The organism is Tenacibaculum sp. Ill, assembly GCF_051938915.1.
Classification (GTDB): domain Bacteria; phylum Bacteroidota; class Bacteroidia; order Flavobacteriales; family Flavobacteriaceae; genus Polaribacter; species Polaribacter larymnensis.
On sequence record NZ_JBPSCW010000002.1, the window covers coordinates 326,185 to 340,863 of the forward strand.

The following is a 14,679-nucleotide window of genomic DNA, read 5'->3' on the forward strand; positions in this document are numbered from 1 at the left end:
ATGAAACATTTTTTTATCTTCTTTCTATTTTTTTCAAGTATTGTCTTCTCACAAGAATACAATACTAAAAACGGAGTAGTTGCTAAAGGCTATGATGTAGTAAGTTATTTTAATCATAAAGCCGAAAAAGGAAATAAAAAATTTACAACTAAATATAATAACGTTTCCTTTCGTTTTTCATCAAAAGAAAATTTAACCACTTTCCTTAAAAATCCTGAAAAATACAATCCTCAATATGGTGGATATTGTGCTTATGCCATTGGTAAAACAGGTGAAAAGGTGGATATTGATCCAAAAACTTTTGAAATACGAGATGGTAAATTGTATTTATTTTATAACTCTTGGGGAACCAATACTTTAAAAATGTGGTTAAAAGAAAAACCTGAAGAGCTCAAAAAACAAGCAGATGTTAATTGGAAAAAATTGAATCGTTAGTTTAGATTTAATAGTTGCGGGGGCGACTTCTAAAAGGGCTGATAATTTCAGCTCTTTTTTTATACTTATCGTTTCTTTTTATTCTTATTTTTGGTTGATAAAAACAGCTCTATGAATAATTTCTCTTCTTTCAATAGAAAAAACATTCAACAAGAATTACAAACTACCGAATTTGATATTCTAGTAATTGGTGGCGGTATCACTGGTGCAGGTATTGCTTTAGATGCAGCATCACGCGGAATGAAAGTCGCTTTAATTGAAAAAAACGACTTTGCTTCGGGTACTTCAAGCAAATCTACCAAATTAATTCATGGAGGTTTACGCTACTTAAAGCAGTTTGATTTTTGGTTGGTAAAAGAAGTAGGTACCGAACGTGCTATTGTTCATAAACTAGCTCCACATTTGGTAATTCCTGAAAAAATGATTTTACCGTTAATTGAAGGAGGAACTTACGGTTCGTGGTTAACATCTATTGGACTTAAAGTTTACGATGTTTTAGCTTCTGTTGAAGGAGACGATAAACGTAAAATGCTTGATAAAAAGGAAGCCTTAGAAAAAGAGCCTTTGTTACCAGAGAATATTTTAAATGGTGCTGGTTTTTATGCTGAATATCGTACTGATGATGCACGTCTAACTATAGAAGTTTTAAAAACAGCAAGTCAATACGATGCTCAAATATTGAACTACACTCGTGCAGACGAATTTATTTACGAAAACAAACGTGTAGTAGGTGCTAAAGTAACAGATGCTTTTACCGATGAAAGCTATGATATCAAAGCTAAATATGTAGTAAATGCAGCGGGACCATGGGTAGATGAATTACGTCAAATAAACAATTCAAAAATTGGAAAGCGATTGCACTTAACCAAAGGAGTTCACTTAGTTGTTCCGCATGAAAAATTACCAGTAAAACAATCCGTATATTTTGATATTCCTGATGGCCGTATGATGTTTGCTATTCCTCGTGGAAAGGTAACCTATTTCGGAACCACTGATACTAATTATCAACAAGATAAAAACACCGTTGAAACCTCAATGGTTGATGCTTTGTATTTAATTGAAGCAGTAAATAACATGTTTCCAGATATTCAATTAACTATTGATGATATTCAATCATCTTGGGCAGGATTACGTCCGTTAATTCACGAAGAAGGAAAATCGGCTTCAGAGTTATCTAGAAAAGATGAAATTTTTGTGTCCGACACCAAATTAATATCAATTGCTGGAGGAAAATTAACAGGTTATAGAAAAATGGCAGAGCGTATCGTTGATATTGTTGCTAAAAAAATGAAAAGACGTTTTGACGTTGAATTTGATTCAATTCAAACTGAAGAAATCGTTTTATCAGGAGGACCTTTTCAAAATTATAAATCGGTAAAATTATATATAAATCAGATTTATAAACGCATAAAACCATTCGGTTTTTCTGAAAAAGATGCCAGTTATTTAGTGCATAACTATGGTAAACAAACAGAACTTATTTTAGATAAGTTTGATGAGTTAAATGAAGAAAATTTACAAGAACGTTTATTAAAAGCTGAGGTGTGGTTTACTATAAAACATGAAATGACCTGTACTCCTACCGACTTTTTTATGCGAAGAACTGGTCGTTTGTTTTTTGATAAACCTAGTGTTGACTCGTATAAAAACCTTGTTATTCAGGAATTTACAAACCGTTTTAAGTGGGACAAAAATACAACTTTAAAGCACCAACAAGAATTAGACAAGAAAATAGATTTAACCATAAATTTTAACTAGTTTCTTATACGTAAAATTAAACGAGTATCATATCTTTGGCGACTGCTAAAATTGGCTACGTAAAAGGTTTGTACAATTAATTTTTTAAGTAATATGAAACAACTAGTACTTGTATTTTTTCTATTAACCACTCTTATAGCAAAAAGTCAAACTAATATTATTTCTAATTCAGATTTTGATAATATTAAGATAAATAATGTTGCTTTAACTGACATAAAAAAAACCTTTGGTAAACAAGCAAAAGTAGAATCTTTATTAGGTGCAGCTACTTCTTATGAAGATAATGGCTTTTACTATTATTTTAGATTTAACGGTTTAAAACTTGATTTTTCTACTTCAGGTAGGAAGCCTTATATTGAATCTTTAGATGTTCTAAATAGTGAAGCTACCTTTACAATTAAAGGGATTACAGTAACTATAGGAGATCCTATTAGTAAACTAGGTGAAGTTGCCTTAAGTACTGGTAGAAATGGCTCTAAAAGTATTTTATATGCTGAATGTGATAGTTGTGATGTTTTTATAAACATAGCTTTTGATCAAGCAACTAAAAAAATTACAAAGATCAATTATTTCGATATGTCGTAATTGATCTAGAAAATCACACTAAAAAAAGCCCAGAAACTATGTTTCTGGGCTTTTTTTATATCTGTATAGTTGCCTTATTATTCTTCCTTTTCGTGTTCTTCTAAATCTTTAGTTAGGTCTAATTTTCGAAGCGTTGGGTTTACAATTCCTGTTGTAACAACTGTAATTAAGGTCATAGTTCCACCAAAAACTACTGCTGTTACTGTTCCCATTAATTTTGCTGTTACACCGCTTTCAAAAGCTCCTAATTCGTTAGAAGAACCAACAAACATAGAGTTTACTGAAGCTACTCTACCGCGCATATGATCGGGTGTTTTTAATTGTAAAATAGTTTGGCGAATTACCATCGAAACTCCATCGGTTACACCGCTAAAGAATAGAGCTACAATAGAGATCCAAAAAATGGTTGATAAACCAAATACTATAATACAAATTCCGAAGCCAAATATAGCCGCTAAAAGCTTCATTCCTGCATTTCTGCTTATAGGTATATAAGCAGTTATCAGCATAGTTAAAAAGGCTCCTATAGCTGGTGCTGCACGCAATGCACCAAAACCTTCTGGCCCTACTTTTAATATATCTTGAGCATATACTGGTAATAATGCTACCGCTCCACCAAACAGTACCGAAATCATGTCTAAGGTTAGTGCTCCTAAAATAGCTTTTGTCTTATACACAAAGCGAACTCCTTCTTTTAAACTTTTCATTACTGGCTCACCAATTTTAGGATTTAAAATTGGTTTCTTTTTAATGAAAAATACTGTTAGAAATGATACTGATACTAATCCGAAGACAATACATAATGACCAATGTACTCCAATCCATGAAATAGTTAACCCTGCAAAAGCAGGTCCTAGTACAGAAGCAATTTGCCATGTTGAACTACTCCAAGTAGCTGCGTTTGGATATAGTTTTTTAGGTACTATTAAAGCTATTAATGAAAAAATAGTAGGTCCGAAAAACGAACGTAATAATCCGCCAAAAAACACTAAAGCATAAATAGCGTAAAGTACTGTATTTTTATTCCAGCCTTCAATAAAACTAGGCAATGTTAAAAAGAACAGTCCCAAACTAATCAGTGAAAATAAACCAATACACAAGGCTAATAGATTTCTCTTTTCTTTTTGATCTACAATATGACCTGCAAATAATGCCATAGATACTGCTGGAATTACTTCCATTAAACCTATGATTCCTAACGATAATGGATTTTTAGTAATACTGTATACTTGCCATTCGATAATAATAAATTGCATAGACCATGCAAATACTAAGGCAAAGCGTACTAAAAGAAAAATATTAAACTCTTTGATTCTTAGGGATGCGTAGGGGTCTTTTTTCTCCATAAATTAATTTAATTTCAAGTCCATTAAAATGGCAAATGTTTCATTAACATCTCTTTCTTTTACCACTATGGTCATTTCGTGTGTCGTAGAAATTACTTCTTGTACAGCAATATTTGCCCAAGCAAATTGCTTTAAAATAAAGTAATAAATACCTGATTGATCTAGATTTCCTTTTGGAAGTTTTATGGTTATAGAAGCTAAGTCATTCACATTATTTATTAAAGCTTCTTTCTTAAAAATTTCTTCAACAAAAGGTTTTAAGTTTTTACTTGTAACGATATTTGTTTCAAAAATACCTTGAGAAACCGTTAAAAAATAATCTTTACTATCTGCAGATTTACTTAAAATTTTAGCAATTTCTTTTAATAAAGACGTAGTGTTTTTGAAAGTGAAATCGCACAAATCTGAGCGTACAATTACGTCTCCCAAATTCAATGCAAGTCGTTTTATATTTTTACGAACTCTTAATTCATTTGCTGGAGATAACCTATTAATAGCCATCATAACTGCACCAACTTTTACCTCTTTTTTTAACAGTTTAGAAACTTCTGGTAAAATTTCTCTTGCTAACGATGATACATTAATTAACTTCTCATTTAGAGCTTCTTCTATAAAAGGAGTTTTTCTGATGGTGATTTCAACAGCTTCTTGAATTGTTTTCATGTTTGTTTAGTTTTAAACTAAAAGTAACAAAAATACAATTAATAGTGAATTTATACTATATTTTTAATTTGTAATATATTTAATTAAAATCTTTGTTAATCAGATTTTTAAACTAAATTTGTCGATATTGTATCTTGTTACAAGACCTATACACAACTCAATTATAGAAGCGATTGATGGGGCTTCTTAATTTTTATTAAGAAGGATTATTTGTACAAATGCAAACAACTAATCTAATCTATTTGTTAACTTTAAAAACTCATCTTTCGCTTCTTTCTTGTCGTATAAAACGTTATAAACAGCGTCGATTATTGGAGTTTTAGCTTTATTTTTTTGATTAATTTTATATGCACTTTTTGTTGCGTAGTATCCTTCAGCAACCATACTCATTTCTAACATAGCAGATTTTACAGTGTAGCCTTTTCCTATCATGTTTCCAAACATTCTATTTCTACTAAATGTTGAATATCCAGTAACTAATAAATCACCCAAATATGCTGAGTTATTGATATTTCGCTTCATTTTATGAATCTTTTTAATAAAGCGTTTCATTTCACGAATACCATTACTCATTAATACCGCTTGAAAGTTATCTCCATAACCTAAACCATGAGCAATTCCTGCTGCTATGGCATAAATGTTTTTCAACATTGCTGCATATTCAGTACCAATAATATCATCTGAAATTTTGGTTTTAATGTAACGTCCTGCTATAGCTTTGCTAAGCTTTTTTGCCTTTTTTTCATCTTGACAAGCCAGTGTTAAATACGATAAACGTTCCATTGCTACTTCTTCTGCGTGGCATGGTCCTGATATTACTCCAATATTTTCATATGGTATATTATATAGTGAATGAAAATGTTCTCCAACAATTAATCCTGATTCTGGAACAATTCCTTTAATAGCAGAAAAAATAACTTTATTCTCTAAAGATGTTGTTAGTTTTTCTAATTCTGCGTTTAAAAAAGCTGAAGGAATAGCAAAAATTAACACATCGTAATTTTCAATAATATGGTTTATATCTTCAGACAAATCTAATTGCTCTGGGTGTAATTCTGCAGAACTTAAATAACTAGGATTATGTTTGTTACGTTTAATATGTTCAATAGCATAAATGCTGCGCATATACCAACCAATAGTTTCTAAGTTTTCAGATAACATTTTAACAATAGCTGTTGCCCAACTTCCACCTCCTAAAACGGCTATTCTAGTTTGATTGCTCATAAGTAGTATTTGTTTGTATTACAAAATTAAGAAATCTATAAACGACTCTCTAAACTTAAAGGTTATTATATTTGAAAATTGAAAATCAAGAACACATGAATGTACAAATTATAAACAAATCTAAACACCAAACTCCAGCATATGAAACCGAGGGTTCTGCAGGTATGGATTTGCGTGCTAATATAGATGCAGCTATTACTTTAAAACCTTTAGAAAGAGCTATTATAAAAACTGGATTATTTATTGCGCTTCCTGTTGGATATGAAGCTCAAGTTCGACCACGTAGTGGATTAGCTGCTAAAAAAGGAATTACTGTATTAAACTCTCCTGGTACTGTTGATGCAGATTATCGTGGTGAAATTGGTGTAATTCTAGTGAATTTATCTAATGAAGAATTTATTGTAAATGATGGTGAACGTATTGCGCAATTAGTTATTGCAAAACACGAACGTGTAAACTGGCAAGAAGTAACTGTTTTAAATGAAACTGAACGTGGTGCTGGTGGTTTTGGAAGTACTGGAGTTTAAGTAATATTTTTATATACTTGACTCATTTTTCGAACTTCATCAAACAATAATTCAAAATCTAAAAAACAATGTGAATAATATTGGTACCCTAGTTTTTTATAAAATTCAAAAGCTTGCGGTTGCTCATCCATAGTATCTAACCATATTAATTCATATTGTTTTTTTCTAGCTTCTTCTTCTAACCAATTTAACAACTCTTTACCAACTCCTTTACCTTGAGTATTTTGATGTAAATAAATTCGATGGAGTTTTAATGACTTCTTATTCTCTAGTCCTAAAAGTTTCTTATCCCACAAGACTCTGAAAACACCCACTATTTCTGTCTTAAAAAGAACAAAGTAATAGCTTGTATTATCTTCTGATAATTCTTTTTCTAGATTAATTTTAGAAAATTGACTTTGAACATACCATTCTCCTGCATCTTTCCAAAAATGTTTATATGCTTCTTTGTATACATCGTTCATTAAGGTTTTCAGAACTTTAAAATCTTTAACCTTAATTTCTTGTAATTGTATGGTATTTGAGATTCTAATCATATCTTATTAATAAAAAAAGCTGCTCTAATAAACAGAACAGCTTTTTAAAAATAGTAATAGTTTGAACTTTAAATTTAAATTACTTATTCTTGATTTTCAATAGCTTCTTTAATTTTATTTTCTAGCTCTTCCATTAATTCAGGATTGTCTTTAATAACACCTTTAACAGCATCTCTACCCTGACCTAATTTAGTGTCTCCATAGCTAAACCATGAACCACTTTTCTTTATTATTCCATATTCTACTCCAATATCTAAAACTTCACCAACTTTTGATATTCCTGCACCATACATAATATCAAATTCAGTTTGTTGGAATGGTGGAGCTACTTTATTCTTTACAATCTTAACTTTAGTACTGTTACCAATTACTTTATCGCCATCTTTAATTTGTGTTCTACGACGAATATCTAAACGAACAGATGCATAGAATTTTAAAGCATTACCTCCTGTTGTAGTTTCTGGGTTACCAAACATAACTCCAATCTTTTCACGTAACTGGTTAATAAATATAACAGTACAGTTTGTTTTACTAATTGTACCTGTTAATTTACGTAAAGCTTGTGACATTAAACGTGCATGAAGTCCCATTTTAGAGTCCCCCATTTCACCTTCAATCTCAGATTTTGGTGTTAATGCTGCAACCGAGTCAATAACAACAATATCAATAGCACCTGAACGAATTAAATTATCAGCAATTTCTAAAGCTTGTTCACCGTGATCTGGTTGAGAAATAATTAAGTTATCAACATCCACACCTAAACTTTCAGCATAAAAACGATCAAAAGCATGTTCTGCATCAATAAAAGCAGCAATACCTCCTGCTTTTTGTGCTTCTGCAATTGCATGTATTGTTAAAGTAGTTTTACCTGATGATTCTGGTCCGTAAATTTCTATAATTCTTCCACGAGGATACCCTCCTACTCCTAAGGCTAAATCTAATCCTAAAGAACCTGACGATATTGCATCTACATCTTCTACTTGGCTATCTCCTAACTTCATTACGGTTCCTTTACCGTACGTTTTATCTAACTTATCTAGTGTAAGTTGAAGCGCTTTTAATTTCGCTTCTTTTTCTTTATCTGCTGCCATAAATCGTGCTAATTATTTTAAGTAATAAGAACGGCTAAGTTATGAAAAACTAGCTTTAATATCCTATCTTTTTATGTTACATTTTGTAATATTGTGCTTCTTAAAAAAAAGAAAAGATGTCAACCCATCGTCACTTCATGATTTACAAACCTTATGGTTTTTTATCACAATTTATTACCAATCAAAAAAAAGGAGGTAAACATAAATTGTTAGGAGAATTACATGATTTTCCTGAAGGAACTATGGCTGTAGGTAGATTAGATGCAAAATCGGAAGGTTTATTGTTATTAACAACTGATGGAAAAGTAAGTGATTTTATTACTACTAGAGGCGGAGTTGAAAAGGAATATTATGTTCAATTAGATGGGGCTATTACTTCAGAGGCCGTTAAACAATTACAAAAAGGAGTAGAAATTGGATTTGATGGGAAAAAATACCAAACCAAACCTTGTAAAGTTAAGTTAATTGATACTCCTGATTTACCTGAACGTTCGAAAAAAATTCGCGATGCTCGTCATGGCCCTACACCTTGGATATCAGTTACCTTAACTGAAGGAAAATTTAGACAGGTACGTAAAATGACTTCTGCTGTTGGATTTCCTACTCTTCGTTTAGTACGTGTTCGTGTAGGTGATATTTTATTAGGTAATATGCAGGTTGGAGAAGTAAAAGAAGTTGAGGAATTAAATTAACTCCTCACCATCCTTATATGTGGAATTCCATCTTCTAAATAGCCTTCACCTAATTGTTTAAATCCATGAGATTCATAGAATTTTTGTAAATAGGTTTGTGCTGAAATGGTAATAGTTGTTTCATTATAGTTATCAACAATTGCTTTTATAGATACTTTAATTAAATCGTGTCCATAACCATATTTGCGTTCACTTTCCTTTACTACTACCCTACCAATACTAGGTGTATCAAAATATTCACCACTATTAAACAATCGTGTATAAGCTATTATTTTTCCTTCTTTTACACCTATAACATGTAATGCCTTTTGATCTTTACCATCAATATCTTGATAAACACAATCTTGTTCAACAACAAAAACTTCAGAACGTAATTGAAGTAATTCATATAGTTCTGAAGTTGTTAATTCTTGAAATGTTTTTACTGTAAAATTCATTAACAGCAAGCTATTTTATTTACTCTGTTAGCATGACGACCACCTTCAAATTCAGTAGATAGGAAAATCTTTACAAAACCTAAGGCTTGTTGTAACGATACAAAACGCGCAGGAATTGTTAAAATATTAGCATCATTGTGCTGACGTGTTAATTCAACCAATTCATTGTTCCAACACAAAGCAGCACGAACACCCTGGTGCTTGTTAGCAGTCATTTGTGCTCCATTACCACTTCCACATAAAATAATTCCCATTTCAGCTTGTCCTGTCTCCACAGCTTCAGCAGCTGGATGAATTGTATCTGGGTAATCCATACTATCGGTTTCATTTGTACCAAAGTTGATTACTTTATGTCCTAATTCTTCTAAAAGTTTAACAATTTCAAACTTATATTCTGTACCTGCATGGTCATTTCCTACAGCGATTGTCATAATTTGTTGATTTTAATTCAGTTGTGAGTTACAAAAATACAGTTATTCACGGTTATCAACAGTAATTAACAATGCTTTTTTTAGCATTCTTAATAACCTCTTTAAAATTAAGGGGTTAAACTATATTAACTAATTGTTAAGAACTAGTAGTAGATTCTGAAAAGAAAATTTGATTTTCTAGATATTTTTTACAATACAAGAACAAGAATTAATTATGCAACTTTTTTTTTGAGATTTTAATGAACATTTATCAACATTAAATTAACCCTTTTTTTACATTGAAAATAAAATTAACTATTCATAATTTTTAGTGAATTGCTGTTTATAACTTTTGTTAATAACTCTATTTTATAGTTGATTTTTAAGATTTTATTAGACTAATAACTTGTTTATTTATTTTAATAAGTCACTTAACCAAAAATAAAATCCACTTTTTATTCTACATATTAACAGACTATAATAACAATCATTTCTTTTTTAAAATTTTTAAAACTTCTTTTATTAATAATATAATATGTTAATAACAGTTTTTTTGAAGTTTAAATTTCAAAGGACTTTACTATTAAATAAGAATTGAGTAGTATGAACTAAAACTAAAGAAGATGGTTTTTTCTTTAGTTATGTTTGGGCAAATTGCGAAAAATAAGGTTTAAATACTACGTTTGTTGATAAGTGCTAATAAGTGAAGAAAAGGGCTTAAACAGCTTTTTTAGAAGCTTTCATAAGGTAAATAGTATCTTTAGTTACTACTTCATATGGAGTTTTCTTGTTTAAAGTCGTGTTTATACTTACTACAGTAACGATAATTCCTGTAATAAATATAAAAATAAACAACGCTATTATTTTACGTAAGTTTTTCATTTATAACGACTTTCTTATTATAAAGACGGATGAGTTTAACAAACGTTACAGTTTTATTAAGTTTTTTTTAACTTTTTAAGGAATTACTATTCGAATAGCGCTTTTAATAATATTAACTTTAACTTCTCCTCTACCTATCAACTCTCCATCTGCTTGAATATAAGGAAGATCATTCTTGTTTTGTGGAGTTATTAACAAAGAGTTAGTCACATGTGTTTCTACTTTTTTATGCTGAAGAATCTTTCCATTGTATAATTTCTTTATTGAAAATAATAAGTCCAAAAATGATAGATTTTTAGCGATTGTTAAATCAAATAAACCATTATTAGAGTCTTTAAAATCAGTTAATTGCATACCTCCTGCAGAATACTTACATATACCAAATAAAGTCATTAAACACTTTGTTTCAATGATTTTGTTGTTAATAGCTATTTTAAAAGTAGTTTTTTTATAGAGTAATAAACCTGCTATACCGCTTAATAAGTATGCAATAGGTCCAAATCTCTTCAATTTATTCAACTTATTAACAACATATCCGTCATAGCCAATACCTGCAACATTATTAAAATAAGAAGTAGTATTAGCTAATTCTAAATAACCAATGTCTTGAAAAACAGTATTTTCCTGTTTTATTAAATTAACTGAAGCTTTTATATTTTTTGGTATATTATAAGTTTTAATCCAATCATTACCAGTACCTAAAGGGATAACTGCAACTGTTATTTCTTTTGAATTTATTGTGTTTTGAGACATAATCCCGTTAATAACGTGATGTAAAGTGCCATCACCACCAACAGAAATTATTTTATTATAACCTTTATTAATAGCTTGTTGAACAATTAATTTTTCATGATTTGAATATTCTGTTTTTGCATACTCATAAGTTATGTTATTAAACTTTAATTCCTGTCGAATATCAGACCAATATTTACTGAATTTACCATTACCGGCAACAGGATTCACAACAACAAACCAAGAATCATTCATACAAATACATTAAATAAAGAGCGGTAAAGTACAAAATGAATTTATAACAGTTATTTAAATTAGTAGCATTAATTTTATTCGTACTTTGGTAGAAAATTAAATTAGACGAAAGATTAATGACTAGAAAGAAAAAAATCTACAAAAAAAAGGGTAAAGTTATCAAAGATCTTACCCGAAACATTTTCAAAATACTTAACGAAGACAGTAATAAATACTACAATTATAAACAGATTGCTGCCAAATTAAAAGTTTCTGATACTGATGGTAAGAATCAAATTATTAAGAAACTAGCAGAATTAACCGCAAATAAAAAGATTAAAGAAGTTGATAGAGGTAAATATCAAATTAACGAAGATCGAAAATATCATGTTGGTACACTTGACGCTACTTCTAACGGTAATGCCTATTTTATTTGTGATGATTTTGAACATGATATTTTTGTACCTTCAGTAAACTTAGGTAAAGGTTTACATAATGATACTGTTAAAGCTTACGTATATAAAAAACGTAGAAGTAATAAATTAGAAGCTGATGTTGTAGAAATTATAGAAAGAGCTAAAACTGAATTTGTTGGTGTTTTACAAATGAATAAAAACTTCGGATTTGTTATACCAGACAGTAATAAAATGTATGCTGATATCTTCATCTCTCAAAGTAAATTAAATGGAGCTAATGATGGTGATAAAGTCGTTGCTACAATGACTGATTGGCCAGAGAATTCTAAAAATCCGTTTGGAAAAATTACTCAAGTTCTAGGACGACCAGGAGATCATGACACAGAAATCCATTCTATTTTATTAGAGTATGGTTTACCTTATGAATTTCCTGCTGAAGTAGAAAAAGAAGCATCAGAATTACCTATTGAAATTACGAATGAAGAAATTGCTAAACGTAGAGATATGCGTGGTGATTTAACCTTTACAATTGATCCAAAAGATGCTAAAGATTTTGATGATGCTTTATCATTTACAAAACTTGAAAATGGTAATTATGAAATAGGAATCCATATAGCCGATGTATCTCATTATTTACAGCCTAAAACTATTTTAGATGACGAAGCTTACGACCGAGCTACTTCTGTATATCTAGTTGATAGAGTGGTACCAATGCTTCCTGAAATGTTAAGTAACGGAGTTTGTTCATTACGACCAAATGAAGAAAAACTAACTTTTTCAGCAGTTTTTGAAATAAATGAGAAAGCACAAGTTATTAACCAATGGTTTGGAAGAACAGTCACTTATTCTGATAAACGCTTTGCTTACGAAGAAGCACAAGCAATTATTGAAAATAAAAGCAATATTATTCCAGCAGATGTTTCTTTAACAGGAGAAACTTATGAAGTTGACGAAAATATTGTTGAAGCAACATTAAAGCTAGATGAATTAGCTAAAAAGATGCGTAAGAAACGTATGAAATCAGGAGCTATTTCTTTCGATAGAGTTGAAGTTAAGTTTGATTTAGATGAAGATGCTAACCCTACAGGTGTTTTCTTTAAAGAAGCTAAAGATGCTAATAAACTAATTGAAGAGTTTATGTTATTAGCAAATAAAAAAGTAGCAGAATTTGTAGGGTTATCAGCAGGAAGACCTAGTAAGAAAACATTTGTATATCGTGTACATGATGAACCAGATGTAGAAAAATTAGCTTCATTACAGAACATTGTTAGCAAATTTGGATATAAAATCAACACAGAAACACGTCAAAAAACATCTGATAGTTTAAATAAATTATTATCTGACGTTCATGGTAAAGGAGAAGCCAATATGGTAGAAACCTTAGCAATACGTTCAATGAGTAAAGCTGAATATACTACACAAAATATAGGTCACTACGGTTTAGCTTTTGATTATTACAGCCACTTTACTTCACCAATTCGTCGTTACCCTGATGTGATGACGCACCGTTTATTACAACACTATTTAGATGGCGGAAACTCACCTAAAGCAGAAATATATGAAGAAAAGTGTAAACATTCTTCTAAAATGGAAGAATTAGCATCAAAAGCAGAAAGAGATTCTATCAAATACATGCAAGTTAAATACATGCAAGATCATAAAGATCAAGAATTTGAGGGTGTAATTTCTGGTGTTACTGAATGGGGAATTTATGTTGAAATAAAATCCAATAAATGTGAAGGTATGGTTCGTATAAAAGATATTAAAGATGATTATTATATCTTTGACGAAAAACAATATGCTGTGATTGGACAATCAACCAAAAATATGATTCAATTAGGTGATGAAGTAGTAGTAAAAGTTAAACACACCGATTTGGAACGTAAACACCTTGATTTTAACCTTATTTCACACTAATTTGTACAGTTTTAAACAATAAAAATTAAGATTTTACTTTATAGTATTGGTATAATTATTGGTTATACTCAATTAACTAATGGAATTTATTATGAAGAAGTTAGCAATATTAAGTTTGTTTTTGATGACCGTTTTAGCATCAGCTCAAACAACCATAACTAAGAATTTAGGAGACTTTTCAATTGTAAAAGTGTATAATGGAATAGATTTAAAACTTGTTAAATCTGATGTTTCTAAAATTATAGTTACTGGTGAAAAAACAGATAAGGTTAAAATTAAGTTGGATGGAACTACTCTAAAAATATTATTGAGATTCCCTGAAACTACTGCAGATGGTAAAGTAAGAGCAACATTATATTACAATAAAACTTTATCAATTATTGATGCCAATGAAGGAGCAACGATTACAGGTAAAGACATTAAACAGCAAAAAGTTGAAATTAGAGCTCAAGAAGGAGCTTTTATTAACCTTGTGGTTAATGTTAAGCATTTGAATGTAAAAAGCTCTTCAGGAGCTGTAATTAGGCTTTCTGGTGCAACTAAGAATCAAAATGTAAATGCTGATTTAGGTGGAATGTATCATGGATATAAATTATTAGTAGAAGAAATGACCACTGTAAAAGCTGGATCTGGATCTAAAGTAGAGGTACAATCAGGAGAAACATTAGATGCTAAAGTATCGTTTGGTGGTTCAATTTTTTACAAAGGAAAACCAGAAGTATTTAGAGATAAAAAAGTAATTGGCGGAGTAATTGAACACCGAAGTTAATTTCGTATCTTTGTTGCGCAAAATT

At 30.3% G+C, this 14,679-nt stretch carries 16 protein-coding genes; 7 read left to right on the top strand and 9 right to left on the bottom strand.

Features of this window, described 5'->3' with window-relative positions:
* The 3 genes from ACTPNM_RS01595 to ACTPNM_RS01605 all read left to right on the top strand — a co-directional run bounded on the left by ACTPNM_RS01595 (position 1) and on the right by ACTPNM_RS01605 (position 2,778).
* A complete protein-coding gene (locus ACTPNM_RS01595) occupies positions 1 to 435 on the top strand; it encodes a YHS domain-containing (seleno)protein (protein WP_440120320.1) in 435 nt (144 codons plus the stop codon).
* 111 nt (positions 436 to 546) lie between these two features.
* Entirely contained in the window at positions 547 to 2,193 is a 1,647-nt protein-coding gene (locus ACTPNM_RS01600) for a glycerol-3-phosphate dehydrogenase/oxidase (protein ID WP_440120321.1), read from the top strand.
* A 93-nt stretch (positions 2,194 to 2,286) separates the two neighbouring features.
* A complete protein-coding gene (locus ACTPNM_RS01605) occupies positions 2,287 to 2,778 on the top strand; it encodes a hypothetical protein (RefSeq protein ID WP_440120322.1) in 492 nt (163 codons plus the stop codon).
* A 77-nt stretch (positions 2,779 to 2,855) separates the two neighbouring features.
* Here the strand turns inward: ACTPNM_RS01605 and ACTPNM_RS01610 are convergent, their stop codons facing one another.
* The 3 genes from ACTPNM_RS01610 to ACTPNM_RS01620 form a co-directional block, all read right to left on the bottom strand.
* On the bottom strand, positions 2,856 to 4,124 hold the full coding sequence (locus ACTPNM_RS01610) for an MFS transporter (protein WP_440120323.1): 1,269 nt from the start codon (positions 4,122 to 4,124) through the stop codon (positions 2,856 to 2,858).
* A 3-nt stretch (positions 4,125 to 4,127) separates the two neighbouring features.
* Entirely contained in the window at positions 4,128 to 4,787 is a 660-nt protein-coding gene (locus ACTPNM_RS01615) for a hypothetical protein (protein WP_099214943.1), read from the bottom strand.
* A 228-nt stretch (positions 4,788 to 5,015) separates the two neighbouring features.
* A complete protein-coding gene (locus ACTPNM_RS01620; protein ID WP_274638840.1) occupies positions 5,016 to 6,011 on the bottom strand; it encodes an NAD(P)H-dependent glycerol-3-phosphate dehydrogenase in 996 nt (331 codons plus the stop codon).
* Between the two features lie 95 nt (positions 6,012 to 6,106).
* Between ACTPNM_RS01620 and dut the strand changes: the two genes are divergently transcribed.
* The gene (gene dut / locus ACTPNM_RS01625; protein WP_440120324.1) at positions 6,107 to 6,538 is read left to right on the top strand and encodes a dUTP diphosphatase; all 432 of its coding nucleotides are present in this window, start codon (positions 6,107 to 6,109) and stop codon (positions 6,536 to 6,538) included.
* On the opposite strand, the gene ACTPNM_RS01630 is transcribed toward dut, so the two are convergent.
* Both ACTPNM_RS01630 and recA read right to left on the bottom strand, forming a co-directional pair.
* The gene (locus tag ACTPNM_RS01630; protein WP_440120325.1) at positions 6,535 to 7,074 is read right to left on the bottom strand and encodes a GNAT family N-acetyltransferase; all 540 of its coding nucleotides are present in this window, start codon (positions 7,072 to 7,074) and stop codon (positions 6,535 to 6,537) included. The genes dut and ACTPNM_RS01630 overlap by 4 nt on opposite strands.
* 83 nt (positions 7,075 to 7,157) lie before the next feature.
* On the bottom strand, positions 7,158 to 8,165 hold the full coding sequence (recA, locus tag ACTPNM_RS01635) for a recombinase RecA (protein ID WP_125066330.1): 1,008 nt from the start codon (positions 8,163 to 8,165) through the stop codon (positions 7,158 to 7,160).
* A 116-nt stretch (positions 8,166 to 8,281) separates the two neighbouring features.
* Between recA and ACTPNM_RS01640 the strand changes: the two genes are divergently transcribed.
* Complete coding sequence (locus ACTPNM_RS01640; protein WP_440120326.1) at positions 8,282 to 8,857, top strand: pseudouridine synthase; 576 nt, start codon at positions 8,282 to 8,284, stop codon at positions 8,855 to 8,857.
* Here the strand turns inward: ACTPNM_RS01640 and ACTPNM_RS01645 are convergent.
* From ACTPNM_RS01645 to ACTPNM_RS01660, 4 genes are all read right to left on the bottom strand, one after another.
* Positions 8,854 to 9,294: a GNAT family N-acetyltransferase gene (locus tag ACTPNM_RS01645; RefSeq protein WP_440120327.1), complete on the bottom strand. Its 441-nt coding sequence runs from the start codon at positions 9,292 to 9,294 to the stop codon at positions 8,854 to 8,856. The genes ACTPNM_RS01640 and ACTPNM_RS01645 overlap by 4 nt on opposite strands.
* A complete protein-coding gene (gene rpiB, locus ACTPNM_RS01650) occupies positions 9,294 to 9,725 on the bottom strand; it encodes a ribose 5-phosphate isomerase B (protein WP_073182358.1) in 432 nt (143 codons plus the stop codon). The genes ACTPNM_RS01645 and rpiB overlap by 1 nt, the downstream gene beginning before the upstream one ends.
* A 696-nt stretch (positions 9,726 to 10,421) precedes the next feature.
* A complete protein-coding gene (locus ACTPNM_RS01655; RefSeq protein WP_274638848.1) occupies positions 10,422 to 10,586 on the bottom strand; it encodes a hypothetical protein in 165 nt (54 codons plus the stop codon).
* A 75-nt stretch (positions 10,587 to 10,661) separates the two neighbouring features.
* Positions 10,662 to 11,573 (bottom strand): diacylglycerol/lipid kinase family protein, encoded by a 912-nt coding sequence (locus ACTPNM_RS01660; protein WP_440120328.1) that lies wholly within the window; start codon positions 11,571 to 11,573, stop codon positions 10,662 to 10,664.
* 116 nt (positions 11,574 to 11,689) lie between these two features.
* On the opposite strand from ACTPNM_RS01660, the gene rnr reads away from it, so the two are divergent.
* Together rnr and ACTPNM_RS01670 are read left to right on the top strand one after the other, a co-directional pair.
* Positions 11,690 to 13,885: a ribonuclease R gene (gene rnr, locus ACTPNM_RS01665; RefSeq protein ID WP_440120329.1), complete on the top strand. Its 2,196-nt coding sequence runs from the start codon at positions 11,690 to 11,692 to the stop codon at positions 13,883 to 13,885.
* 91 nt (positions 13,886 to 13,976) lie between these two features.
* Complete coding sequence (locus tag ACTPNM_RS01670; RefSeq protein ID WP_440120330.1) at positions 13,977 to 14,654, top strand: head GIN domain-containing protein; 678 nt, start codon at positions 13,977 to 13,979, stop codon at positions 14,652 to 14,654.
* Positions 14,655 to 14,679: the final 25 nt, after the last annotated feature.